Genomic DNA, 12,137 nt, shown 5'->3' on the forward strand with positions numbered 1-12,137 from the left:
TTAGTTACTATTATTAAGTGTCATCTGATAAAGATCAAAGTTTTTTGCCCAAAAACCCTTTTCAGTGTTTTCCAGTTCGAACCCCATTTTCTCATAAAACTTATAAACGCGCTGTGATGTTCTAACTTGAATTATTTCAATTTCAGGATGGCTTTTTAGTTGATTAATTCTGAATTCAGTTAATCTTTTTCCAATTCCCTTTCCTTGTGATTTTGGGTGGATTATATCCCAAGAAATACGGGCAAGTTTTTCGGTTAAAAAGTAATTAATTCCCCCTGCTCCAATGATTTCAGAATTCTCTAAAAATACGAAGTAGTCTTCAACTTCCGTGTTTAGGTAACTTTCAAACTCCTTTTCTTCAGAAGCATCAAAATATTCAGGCGTGTTTAATCGCAATAATTCGATTAATCGTGGCTTGTCTTTATGTGAATATTTTCGAATCATTGTTTTGCACTTCAGTTATACTATTGAAATGAACGATTGAATGCTTACGATAGTTTTGTATTCAACTTTTCAAGTCTGATGCGTGTTAAAACCTTTTTGGTATAAAGCGGAAAATCGGCATTTAGTACCCAACCGAAGTAACCAGGATCATTTTCTAAGATTTCGTCAACCAATTTTCCTTTATATTTTCCGAAAGAAAAAATTTCACGGCCGTCTTCGTTATAACTTATAAAACCTGCAAAATCGACGTGATCTATGTGCGAACTAAAGTCTGCTAACGCAGCCATGTCATTCTCCAATTCAGGATATCTGTCTAATTGTGCTTTTAAAACTTCGTAAGTTGCATTTGTATCGGCCTCGGCACTGTGGGCATCCACTAGATCTTTATCGCAATAGAATTTATAGGCAGCCTCCAAGGTTCGTTTCTCCATTTTGTGAAAAATTGTCTGAACATCTATTGAAAGTGCTTTTTTCATGTCAAAATCTACCTCTGCACGTAAAAGCTCTTCTGCAAGTAAAGGGATATCAAATCTATTGGAGTTAAATCCGCCAAGATCACTGTCTTTAATTAAGGCATAAACCTTTGGTGCTAATTCTTTAAAAGTAGGTTCATTGGCAACCATTTCGTCTGTAATACCGTGAATAGCCGATGACTCCAACGGAATTGGCCTTTCGGGATTTACTCGCCACGTATGACTTTCTTTATTTCCGTTTGGGTAAACTTTTAAAATTGCGATTTCCACAATTCGGTCTTTCGCAACATTAATTCCTGTTGTTTCAAGATCGAAAAAGCAAATCGGTTTTTTTAGATTGAGTTCCATAGATTTATTTTGATGAACAAAGGTAACAAAGAAGGGAGAATAGATGGCAAAGAATGAAGAAAAGAGCGTGGATTGATGGAGAAATTAGAGACTAGATGCTAGAGGCTAGAAGTTAGAGGTTAGAGGTTAGAGGTTAGAGGTTAGAGGTTAGAAAGATTAATGATTGGAAATATATTAGAAATACCATTTCTTCCATTTTAACCAAATATTAAAAAACACCTATAGCAACTTTTAATTGCAGGTGCAGCTAGAAATAAATGGCATTATAGGCTATAATTATTAATCTCGCTAAAGGAAAGGGTGGTTTTAATTAGAATTAGCAATTATCAACATTGAAAACTAACTAAAACGGTCAACTAAATTCAAGGACGTTCTGAGTAAAATAGCTAGATACTGATGTTATTAAGTTCACCAATATCCATTATAAAGAAAAAGGGGATTTGCGATACAAATCCCCTTAATGGGTAAATATTAAATCTCTAGATTAAATTTCTGTATTCACATCCCACGCTTCTAGGTAATCGGCAACTTTCTTAACAAATTGCCCTCCTAAAGCACCGTTTACAACTCTGTGGTCGTAACTGTGAGATAGGAACATCTTGTAACGGATACCGATGAAGTCACCATCTGGGGTTTCAATAACTGCTGGCACTTTTCTGATAGCACCCAAAGCTAAAATTCCAACTTGTGGCTGATTAATAATAGGCGTTCCCATTATACTTCCAAAAGTTCCCACATTAGTTACCGTGTAAGTTCCTCCTTGAATATCGTCTGGTTTCAATTTATTTTCGCGCGCTCGGTTAGCAAGGTCGTTTACCGCCTTACTCATTCCCAGTAGGTTTAATTGATCGGCATTTTTAATTACCGGAACAATCAAGTTACCATCTGGTAAAGCTGCAGCCATACCTAGGTTTATGTTTTTTCTCTTAATGATTTTATCGCCGTCTACAGCAATATTCATCATTGGGAAATCTTTCAACGCTTTGGCTACTGCTTGCATAAATATTGGGGTGAACGTAAGGTTCTCTCCTTCTCTTTTTGCAAAAGCACCTTTCACTTTATTTCTCCAGTTCCAAACGTTGGTAACATCACATTCTACAAACGATTGTACGTGGGCAGAAGTTTGAACGCTATCCACCATGTGAGTGGCGATTAGTTTGCCCATACGGGTCATTTCAATAATTTCGTCGCCACCGCTAACAGCAACTGGAGCTTTTGGTTTTGCTGGTGCTGCAGTTTGTGTGCTCTTTGGAGCAGCCGCTTGAGGTTGTTTTTCAGCGGTTTTGGTAGACGAACGATTTTCTACATAAGCCAAGATATCATTTTTGGTAACCCGACCATCTTTACCAGTACCTGAAATTCCATCGAGTTCAGATTGTGAAATACCCTCGGTAGCAGCAATATTTTTTACTAATGGAGAATAAAATCTATCTCCTGTATTTTCAATTGGTGACTGCACAGTTTCTTTGGCAGCGTCCATTTGTTTTTCAACTTCTTTTACTGTTTCTTGAGAAGGAGCGCTTTGTGATTCACTTGAAGAATTATCGTCCGAACCGCCTTCTGTCTCAATTATGGCAATGGTTTGCCCCACTTGAACCACGTCGTCTACTTCAAAAAGTTTTTCGACTAAAACACCGTTCACTTCGCTCGGAACCTCACTATCCACTTTATCGGTAGCTATTTCGAGCACTGCTTCGTCTGCTTCAATAGTGTCTCCTACTTCTTTTAGCCAATTAGTCAACGTTGCCTCTGCAACACTTTCGCCCATTTTGGGCAGTTTCAATTCAAATTTTGCCATAACTTTTTATGTACGATTTTTTGATTTCCGATATACAATTTTAGATTTTAGATTCTCGGCTCTACTCCCAAACTCATATCTAAAAGCAGAGATATCAAAATCGCTGCAAAATTAGTTAAAATTTGTTCGTTCGAGCTTTCAAATTTCCTAAAAAACAACTACGCCCCCTTTTTCGTCACTTTGATCGCTACCAATTATGAATTCGCAACCCGGAGGTCTGATACGAAAACGATTGTTTTTTCCCTTCAGTTGCTTCATTAAACTGAATATTTCACCATAAGAAAGATATTCAGCATCAATAACAACTAAACTATCTTTTATGTTTAACTCTTGAACAAGTTTTCTTGAAACCTTCTGACTTTCAACACCTGACACTTTGTTGAACTTACTAACGAGCCCACTATTTTCAGTTAAAAAATAATTGTTATTTGGCTCGACTGCTGCTTTAGGTTTCTTACTAGATGAAAAAGTACTTGCTTTTTTTGCAACTGCCACTCCTACAGAAACAGCACTTTCCAACACGAAGTTTTTATTAAAATGTTTTCGATAGAAAATGTGCATTGCCCCATAAAATCTATCGAAATAAACTTCATCCTTCTGCGTGCTTTCCCCTTTATAATGCAGTATAGTCGTACTTCCAAGATAATGATTTTTATATCCGGCTTGAGTTATTTTGTATGAGAGGTCGATATCTTCTCCATACATAAAATAGTCTTCATCAAAACCGCCAACTTCGTTGTAGACAGCTCGTTTTATAAGCATAAAAGCTCCAACCAATACCTCGACTTCACCTTGGGAAGTTTCTGTTAATTCCGAGTAATACTGCTGAGAAAACCCAGCTAATTTCATAAGTGAAACCTTTGGAGTGGGAAGATTTCGTTTGCTTTCTGGGAGGAAGTTTCCTGTGCCATCCATTAAATAAACTCCTAGAGCACCAATATTCTCAATACCTTCAGAATATTGAATAGCGAGGTGAAAAGTATCTTCAGCGACGGCAGTGTCAGGGTTTAGAATACAAACATATTCACCTTTAGCAACAGCAACTGCTTGATTATTAGCTTTACTAAAACCAACATTTTCTTTGTTTTCAATTAGAATAACATTGGGGAAAATAGTTTTTACCATCTCGCAGCTATCGTCTTTAGAGTCATTGTCTATAACGATAATTTCAGCGTCCAATGATTCAATCGCTATTTGAACAGAGCGTAAACACTGCTCTAAAAAATAGCGCACATTATAATTGAGAATAACGACAGAAAGTTTCAAAAGCTATAGACTTTTTAAAGAAGATTCAAATGGAATTCGGTGTAATATACTACGTCCCAAAGTAACCTCGTCGGCATATTCTAATTCGTCGCCTACCGAGATTCCTCGCGCAATTGTAGTTGTGGTTATTTTGTATGGCTCAATTTGCTTAAAAATATAGAAGTTTGTGGTATCGCCTTCCATAGTTGAGCTAAGTGCAAAAATAAGTTCGCGTATTTTTCCTTGCTTCACTTTTTCTACCAACGAAGTAATAGACAAATCGCCGGGGCCAATGCCGTCCATAGGTGATATTTTTCCTCCTAAAACGTGATAATGCCCTCTGTACTGACTGGTATTTTCAATTGCCATTACATCGCGGATATCCTCGACCACACAAACTATTTGCTCATCGCGTTTAGGATTAGCACAAATTTCGCAAAGCTTAGTATCGCTGATATTGTGACAATTGGCGCAGAAGTTTATATTCTCGCGCATTTTCACTAATGCCCCAGCTAGTTTCTTAGTTTGATCCTCTGGCTGTTTCAACAAATGAAGCACCAAACGCAAAGCAGTCCGCTTCCCTATTCCAGGAAGTTGAGACATTTCATCAACTGCATTTTCAAGAAGTTTTGAAGAAAATTCCATAATATTATTACTGTCGGCAAGTTAAAAAAAATGCTTCAGAAAAGGTTAATTTTCCGAAGCATTCATTGCCGTTCTTTATGAGATAAACTATTTTTTGTAGTTGTTACCGACTAAGATGTTAGACCGCTTTGGCTGAAAGACGTGAGGCCTACCTGCTGTGTCTTGGCTGGCGGATGTACGACTTGCTTCTTAATTGGCTGACAATTAGTTTATATACAGTAAGCATCTTTCTTAGTTGTTACATTTCAGTGGTAAACGTACTTGTAAATTATCACTTAACAAAAATGTTTTAAGCGCCTATGAGCTTTAGCTAATTTGATTTTCAATTATTTTAAATAGACACAAATTAATTTTTTATAAGCTTTTTAGTTGCCATGCCTTCAGGAGTATTTAAACGGATAAAATAAACTCCATTTGGTAATGAAGAAATATTGATTGTGTATGAATTCTCCAAGACAGCATTTTTCTCGTAAATCAAGAGTTTTCCTGTAATATCAAAAACTTTGATTGTTCCCTCAATATTTTTAGGTGAACTAATAATTACTTCAGAAGAAGCTGGATTTGGATAAATTTCAACCTTGTCATTAAAGGTTACCTCATTTACTCCAACTGTTCTTTCAACTAATGGTGAAGCCCATAAACCACGGCCGTAAGTTCCTGCATACAGTGTACGCGTAACGTCATTAATTTCCAATTCATTAATAATAACGTTTGGAAGCATGTTGTTGTATGGTTGCCATTCTGAAAAAGTATTGTCTATATAGTAAACGCCATAATCCATACCTAAATAGAGTCCGTCCTTGCCGTTGTTGTCCCATACTAAGCATAAGGCGCTAAAGTTAGGAAGATTTTTTCTATAGCTTATCCAAGTTTCGCCACCATCATTAGACACTTTTACGCGGTTACTTGATGTTAATGCAACGGCTATTTTATTTGGGTTTGTAGGGTGAATTGCAATATAGTTGATTGTTCCTCCTGGATTAGAAATTTGCTCCCAATTGGTGTCTCCACCATCCTCTGTTTTGTATAAACGATATGAAATGGACGCATACATTATCTGGTTATTGGAAGGTGCAATTTTTAAATTATCTAGATTATAGCCGAAATTTTGAGAGACGGGTGTCCAACTTGAACCATTATTGGTTGATTTATAAACTCTTTTATACCCCACATATAAAGTGCTAGCTTGTGAAGGGTCTTCCTCTAATGGCGTTACCCAATTCCCTGTACCGTTTCCAGGGGGATTTAGTCCAGATACAGAGTTTCCACCGTTGACTGAGCGATATAGCCCACCAAACTGAGTGGTTCCATAAAAGAAATTGTTGTTAAACTTACTGACAAAAGTTTCCATTCCATCAGCACCTAGCCAATCTCTCCACCCAGTAGATTCTTTGAAAAACGAAGTTCCATTATCTTGTGAGCCTCCTGTTACAATGAGGTTTTCACTTTGTGCCACACCAATTTTATAAAATTGACGGATACTTAATCCTGTTGTTAAGTCTTCAAAATAATCTGCGCTTATGGTTTCGGTATTTTCAGCTTTAAAAATTCCGCCATCGGTTACAGCATAAAGCGTGGTTCCATTAAACATAAGGTCGTCTGTATCGGCGTGACAGTAGCCGATATTTGCACTTGCAGCATTTGCCGGAATCCAATCGGAAGTTATAGTAAAGTTTACGCCTCTATTCATTGATCGCCAAGTAAGAATTCCTGCTATATGCACTTCGTTTGCATTTGTCGGGTTGACTGCAATTGCCATATCTCGTGGCGCTTGACCATTATTGTCTAGTCCTACTGTACTATATCCAAAGAAATTAAGATTTCCATGATTAAGTTTCATAAAGTTATCGCCAGCATTTTCAGAAGTATAAAGAGCGCCAAATTTGCTGTTTTCTGCTTCCAAAACATATACAAGGTTGTTATCTGCTGGTGTAACACCAATCATCTTCGGACCATTTGAAAACCCGCCTATTGTAGTAAATGTTGCGCCTCCATCTGTAGATTTATGAAATCCAGAACCTGATGCATATACTACAGAAAGATTATCGGGTTTAAATTCAACATCATAGCCTCTATCATCTGACACTGGTTTTGTCCAAGTAGCTCCTCCATCAACAGATCTGTAAATTCCTGAAAATTCTGAAGTAGCAAAAATGATATCAGAATTTGTTGGGTGGATTAAAATTTTATTTACGGTACTATTTCCAGCTCTTCCTAACAAACTCCAAGTGGCGCCAGAATCTGTAGATTTAAAAATGTTTCCGCCATAAGAACCAAAGAAATAGATGCTTGGGTTGTTAGGATCTATAGCAACTGAATATACGGAAAGGTGTGAAAAGTAGTCGGTTAAATGTGCCCAAGTTTGTGCGCCATCCGTTGTTCTCCAAACGCCGCCAGTATTTGCACCGATAATAAAGTGGTCGCTATTTCCTTCTTCAAAAGCAAGTCCGGTGATTCTTCCTACACCTGGGCTCCAGCTTGAAGTAGCGTTCCACGAAGTTGGTCCAAGGTCTTCCCAGCTATCTGGCAGGACTGTTCTGTTTTGGGCAGTTTCATTCAAATTGGCATTCCAACGTTCTAATTCGCCTAGTCGCTCTTCTATATTTGGCAGATATCCGTCTTCATTTATCAACCGCTGTGCATTGTACTCCCAACGCTTATAAGGTTTATAACCTGTTCCGCGCCCTTTATCCCGATTCTCGAAATAGGCATCTGCACTCGCTTTAATTTCCTCAACAGTAAATGTCTTGGCATCAATCATTTTTAGGTATTCTTGCGCTTGCCCATTATAAGAAGCTATCCAAAACCCTAAAATAAATAGTAATTTTACCTGTATTTTGTTCATTTTTAAATAATTAAAAAGTATGTATCTCAACATTTCAAAAGTATCGAAAATTCTAACGGTGGCGCAATCAATCTTTGTATTTTTACTCCCAAATTTAGGTATCTTCCTTTTTCGTAAACAACTATGCAACCAATCCACATCTTATTTTTAATTGTTGGTTATTTTCTGGTTTTAATTCTCATCTCCTTTTTAACCAATCGAGGTGGAAGTAATTCAGATTTTTTTAAGGCAGGGAAGCAATCTCCTTGGTACTTGGTGGCTTTTGGAATGATTGGAGCCTCACTGAGTGGGGTAACATTTATATCGGTGCCTGGATGGGTAGAAGCTTCTAAATTCAGTTATTTTCAGGTAGTTCTTGGCTATGTTGTTGGATATGCCGTGATTGGAACCGTTCTTCTTCCACTCTACTATAGATTGAATTTAACTTCAATATACACCTATTTAGAAGGCAGGTTTGGAAATGCTTCCTATAAAACAGGCGCTTCGTTCTTCTTATTATCACGAGTTGTAGGTGCAAGCTTTCGACTTTATTTGGTTGCTGTAGTGTTGCAAAGTCTGATTTTTGATGCTATGAATATCCCTTTTTGGGTTACGGTAACCATTACTATTTTATTGATATGGTTATACACGTTTAAAAGCGGTATTAAAACAATAGTTTGGACAGATACGCTACAAACACTGTTTATGCTTATTGCGGTTGGTGTTGCTGTGTATTATGTAGCGACAGATTTAGGACTGTCTGGCGGTAATCTTTTTCGTTTTGTTGCCGATAGCGATATGAGTCAGATTTTCTTTTTTGACGATTGGAGGTCTGGCGATCATTTTGTGAAACAGTTTATAAGTGGTGCATTTATAGCTATTGTAATGACTGGTTTAGACCAAGATATGATGCAAAAAAACTTGACTTGTCGCAATCTAGAAGATGCCCAGAAGAATATGTTTTGGTTTACAATAGTGCTTACAATTGTAAATTTTGTCTTTTTAACTTTAGGGTTACTGCTTACCGTGTATGCTGAACAAAATGGAATAGATGCTCATAGAGATCAGCTGTTTTCAACACTTGCTGCTCAGGAAAGTGTGTTTGGGATTGGAGTTGCAATTTTATTCATCTTAGGGTTAATTGCGGCAGCGTATAGCAGTGCGGATAGTGCCTTGACAGCACTAACTACTTCTTTTAGTATCGACATTTTAGATATTGAAAAGAAATATGATGAAAAAAGGCAAGTACGCATTCGAAAACAAATTCACATTTTATTTTCGCTACTGTTAATTTTAGTAATTATCATTTTCAAATACGTAATTGCCGATGAATCTGTTATAGCCAAGCTGTTTGTATTTGCTGGCTATACTTATGGCCCACTTTTAGGGTTATATGCTTATGGGTTGTTTACAAATTGGAATGTAAAAGATAAACTTGTTCCTCTTGTAGCTATATCAACTCCTTTTATAGGCTACGGAATAAGTTATTTGAGCTCGCTATATCTCAACTTCGAATTCGGGTTTTTCATTTTAATACTGAATGGAACACTAACCTTCTTCGGTTTAATATTGATTCGTACCCAAAAGAACTAACGTACAAGCAACTTCACTTTCTATATTGTTTTCTTTCAAAATTTTATAAAACTCAGGGTTTTCAGTGCCAGGGTTAAAAACAACACGTTCCGGTTGTAACGAGACAATATAATCGTAGTATTCCTCTTGTCTTTTAGGATTTAGGTAAAGTGTTACGGTATTCACATTTTTGAACGATTCCTTTTCTGGAGTTATTTCTATTCCGGCTACAACGCCTTTTTTAAGTCCAACGGCAACGACTGTATGTCCGTGTTCTACCAAACGATTAATTGCCATATTTGAATATCGGGCTGGATTGGTACTTGCTCCTACTACTAATGTTTTCTTATTCATATTTTCTTTTGTCCTAAAATTACAATTCTTAATTCTAACTGTTATTAAAAGTTAGTTAAATCATAATCAGCAGCACAATAATTCCTAATGTTTCACGTCTATACAGAAACAATTTCTTTGTCACGTTGTTTAAATTTTACTGGTTAGTGTTCATTATCGCGACAAAGATTCGAAGCCGTCTCAATAACCAAGTTGGGACGTTTTTTTTTTAGTTTTCATTTTTCGCGATATCTTTTTAGGAATTTATGGTTTTGGTAAAAAGCGCCCTTTCTTTGGCGCTTTTCTTCCTTAGATTGTGCGCTAATGCGTGCAATCGTAACTCCAGTTCTGCTTTTTCTATTCCTTTATTTGTAAATCGATTGAAGTTACGATTTGATTTTATATGTGCAAAGACAGATTCTACATCAGCTGTACGCTGTCTTCGCTTTTGTTCACCAATCTCGCCAAGCAGGTTCCTTCTAGCCCTTTCCTTGTATCTTTCCAGAACATTGTTTCTTTCTACGAGTCTATTGCTCTTTGCTTTAAAACAGGCTCCGCGCAGCGGGCAACCTTGGTATTTTTACGTCCTGTAGAGACCACTTGTATGTAGATGGCCGGATTTGGTCTTCTTTTTTCGTTCGTCTATTTTATGTATAGATTATCCCATTGGACAGATATATCGATCCTGCTCCTGATCGTAATATATTTATCCTTGCGGAAGTCCTCATTCTTCTTTTTTCGTTTTAACTTCAAAATCCCCTGCTCCTTGTCCAAGGTGTTGTACTTCACATAAGTGTCTATTTCTTTGCGCTCTTAAAATTCATATAGGCACTCATAGGAGCGCAAGTATGGCATAAGGGTATGGAGATCATTGGTGGTTTGTTGCAGGGCATAATGGATAACAAATTGAGATTCCGAACTCACCTGTACGTTATAACCTGGCTTGAGCTGGCCGTTCTGCATTTGGTCATCTTTCATCCGCATAAAAGTAACATCGGGATCTGTTTTGCTATAACTGCTTCGTCCCGCTAAGATTTCTTCATGTTTTTCATATTTGTCCAAGTTCTGTGGAAAGTTTTTTTGGATATAGCGCAGTTTGGCCTTTGCCATAGAAGTATTTCGCGGTTTCCGTTTCGGAGTCGGTGGTAGAGAAGGTTCGAAAGTATATTGAAAATCAAGAAGCTCATCATCAAATGAAGACATATCAGCAGGAATATAATGAGTTTATTAAGAAGTTTGGGTTGAAAGGTTAGAAGGGTGAAGGTTGGGCTAAAGCCCATTCCACTCTACTGCATTCTACCCCCCCCAGCTGAAGCTAGGGGTTATTCAGACCAAACTGGTGTAGATTACTTTCACTTTATGAATAACCCCGTGGTCTAGCCCGGGGTTGAATATGGCACTGATTTAGTAGGCTTTAGCTCAACTCTCGAGTATACTATCTTAATCTAGGGATAATTCAGACCATAAAAGGCAGCACTACTTCAACTTATTAAAAACTCCACGTTCCCGCCAGTGGTATGGGCAAATTCAGAAGTTTAGGCTAACGCCCAATCAGTTTACAGGTTCTTTTAGGAAGCCGTCTCAGGTTTCGAGACGGCTTCTTATTTTTAAAGGTCATCGATGAATCAAAATGCAACTATCTAATAACCCCGTGGCTTTAGCCCGGGGATTGAGACGGGTCTGAGGGAATGGGCTTTAGCCCAAATCATTAGTTTCTCCTACATCTAATTCATAATTGCTTCCAAGTCACTTTGTAGACCATCTATGACCCAAGTTAATGCGGGGTTATTCTCTGACAGAAGTAATCAATCACCTTTAGTTCCACGAATAACCCCGTGGCTTTAGCCCGGGGTGACCAAAGTACAACGCTTCAATAGGGCTTTAGCCTAAATCACCCATCGCGTATAACCTTATAAAGAGCAATTGGTTAAAAATTGAATTTCACTTATATTTATTGGGAAACTAATCTCAGGGTATTATGTCATACGTCAAACTCTATGTCCATCTAGTTTGGAATACAAAAAACCGACATCCATATTTTTCCACCTTGGAGGTTCGGCAAAAAGTATGGCAACATATCCGTCAAAATGCAAAGGAAAAAGAAATCTTCATCGATAGGATAAATGGACATAAAGAACATTGTCATTGCCTTATCTCTCTTGGAAAGAATCAAACAATCCAACAAATTGCACAATTGCTCAAAGGCGAATCCTCCCATTGGATTAACAAAGAAAATATTCTAGGTAATGAAAGATTAAAATTCAAATGGCAAGAGGAGTATTTCGCGGTTTCCGTTTCGGAGTCGGTGGTGGAGAAAGTTCGAAAGTATATTGAAAATCAAGAAGCTCATCATCAAAAGAAGACATATCAGCAGGAATATAATGAGTTTATTAAGAAGTTTGGGTTTGAAAGGTTAGAAGGGTGAAGGTTGGGCTAAAGCCCATTCCACTCTACT

At 37.5% G+C, this 12,137-nt stretch carries 11 protein-coding genes and 1 pseudogene; 3 read left to right on the plus strand and 9 right to left on the minus strand.

All coding sequences use genetic code 11. The features are described 5' to 3' along the window. The 6 genes from BLW28_RS11630 to BLW28_RS11655 all read right to left on the minus strand — a co-directional run bounded on the left by BLW28_RS11630 (window position 1) and on the right by BLW28_RS11655 (window position 7,798). Window positions 1–444 carry a GNAT family N-acetyltransferase gene (locus tag BLW28_RS11630; RefSeq protein WP_073219775.1) on the minus strand — a complete coding sequence of 148 codons (444 nt, stop codon included), beginning with the start codon at window positions 442–444 and terminating at the stop codon, window positions 1–3. A gap of 44 nt (window positions 445–488) precedes the next feature. Continuing rightward, a complete protein-coding gene (locus BLW28_RS11635) occupies window positions 489–1,265 on the minus strand; it encodes a 3'-5' exonuclease (protein WP_073219772.1) in 777 nt (258 codons plus the stop codon). A gap of 484 nt (window positions 1,266–1,749) precedes the next feature. Further along, window positions 1,750–3,063: a dihydrolipoamide acetyltransferase family protein gene (locus tag BLW28_RS11640; RefSeq protein WP_073219769.1), complete on the minus strand. Its 1,314-nt coding sequence runs from the start codon at window positions 3,061–3,063 to the stop codon at window positions 1,750–1,752. Window positions 3,064–3,210: 147 nt separating this feature from the next. Further along, the gene (locus tag BLW28_RS11645; RefSeq protein WP_073219766.1) at window positions 3,211–4,329 is read right to left on the minus strand and encodes a glycosyltransferase family 2 protein; all 1,119 of its coding nucleotides are present in this window, start codon (window positions 4,327–4,329) and stop codon (window positions 3,211–3,213) included. A gap of 3 nt (window positions 4,330–4,332) precedes the next feature. Beyond that, on the minus strand, window positions 4,333–4,953 hold the full coding sequence (recR, locus tag BLW28_RS11650) for a recombination mediator RecR (RefSeq protein WP_073219763.1): 621 nt from the start codon (window positions 4,951–4,953) through the stop codon (window positions 4,333–4,335). Between the two features lie 346 nt (window positions 4,954–5,299). Beyond that, a complete protein-coding gene (locus BLW28_RS11655) occupies window positions 5,300–7,798 on the minus strand; it encodes a T9SS type A sorting domain-containing protein (RefSeq protein ID WP_073219761.1) in 2,499 nt (832 codons plus the stop codon). A 123-nt stretch (window positions 7,799–7,921) separates the two neighbouring features. On the opposite strand from BLW28_RS11655, the gene BLW28_RS11660 reads away from it, so the two are divergent. Beyond that, window positions 7,922–9,370 (plus strand): sodium:solute symporter, encoded by a 1,449-nt coding sequence (locus BLW28_RS11660; protein WP_073219758.1) that lies wholly within the window; start codon window positions 7,922–7,924, stop codon window positions 9,368–9,370. Here the strand turns inward: BLW28_RS11660 and BLW28_RS11665 are convergent. The 3 genes from BLW28_RS11665 to BLW28_RS15755 form a co-directional block, all read right to left on the minus strand. Beyond that, window positions 9,341–9,703, minus strand: coding sequence for a CoA-binding protein (locus tag BLW28_RS11665; RefSeq protein ID WP_073219755.1), 363 nt, complete (start codon window positions 9,701–9,703; stop codon window positions 9,341–9,343). The two genes, BLW28_RS11660 and BLW28_RS11665, sit on opposite strands and share 30 nt — an antisense overlap. 235 nt (window positions 9,704–9,938) lie before the next feature. Continuing rightward, entirely contained in the window at window positions 9,939–10,244 is a 306-nt protein-coding gene (locus BLW28_RS16155) for a transposase (protein ID WP_092842569.1), read from the minus strand. Between the two features lie 251 nt (window positions 10,245–10,495). After that, window positions 10,496–10,792 (minus strand): hypothetical protein, encoded by a 297-nt coding sequence (locus tag BLW28_RS15755; protein WP_073219753.1) that lies wholly within the window; start codon window positions 10,790–10,792, stop codon window positions 10,496–10,498. A 2-nt stretch (window positions 10,793–10,794) separates the two neighbouring features. On the opposite strand from BLW28_RS15755, the pseudogene BLW28_RS16200 reads away from it, so the two are divergent. Both BLW28_RS16200 and tnpA read left to right on the plus strand, forming a co-directional pair. Continuing rightward, window positions 10,795–10,935 (plus strand): annotated as a pseudogene (locus BLW28_RS16200) (transposase); the annotation flags it as partial. A gap of 725 nt (window positions 10,936–11,660) precedes the next feature. Further along, window positions 11,661–12,107 carry an IS200/IS605 family transposase gene (gene tnpA / locus BLW28_RS11685; RefSeq protein WP_092842568.1) on the plus strand — a complete coding sequence of 149 codons (447 nt, stop codon included), beginning with the start codon at window positions 11,661–11,663 and terminating at the stop codon, window positions 12,105–12,107. The last annotated feature ends 30 nt before the right edge of the window (window positions 12,108–12,137 follow it).

This window comes from Aequorivita viscosa, from assembly GCF_900106795.1.
Classification (GTDB): domain Bacteria; phylum Bacteroidota; class Bacteroidia; order Flavobacteriales; family Flavobacteriaceae; genus Aequorivita; species Aequorivita viscosa.

Coding starts and splice junctions, on each gene's coding strand:
- BLW28_RS11630 (WP_073219775.1), bottom strand. CDS start 444: ATGATTCGAAAATATTCACATAAAGACAAGCCACGATTAATCGAATTA.
- BLW28_RS11635 (WP_073219772.1), bottom strand. CDS start 1,265: ATGGAACTCAATCTAAAAAAACCGATTTGCTTTTTCGATCTTGAAACA.
- BLW28_RS11640 (WP_073219769.1), bottom strand. CDS start 3,063: ATGGCAAAATTTGAATTGAAACTGCCCAAAATGGGCGAAAGTGTTGCA.
- recR (WP_073219763.1), bottom strand. CDS start 4,953: ATGGAATTTTCTTCAAAACTTCTTGAAAATGCAGTTGATGAAATGTCT.
- BLW28_RS11655 (WP_073219761.1), bottom strand. CDS start 7,798: ATGAACAAAATACAGGTAAAATTACTATTTATTTTAGGGTTTTGGATA.
- BLW28_RS11660 (WP_073219758.1), top strand. CDS start 7,922: ATGCAACCAATCCACATCTTATTTTTAATTGTTGGTTATTTTCTGGTT.
- BLW28_RS11665 (WP_073219755.1), bottom strand. CDS start 9,703: ATGAATAAGAAAACATTAGTAGTAGGAGCAAGTACCAATCCAGCCCGA.
- BLW28_RS15755 (WP_073219753.1), bottom strand. CDS start 10,792: ATGGCAAAGGCCAAACTGCGCTATATCCAAAAAAACTTTCCACAGAAC.
- tnpA (WP_092842568.1), top strand. CDS start 11,661: ATGTCATACGTCAAACTCTATGTCCATCTAGTTTGGAATACAAAAAAC.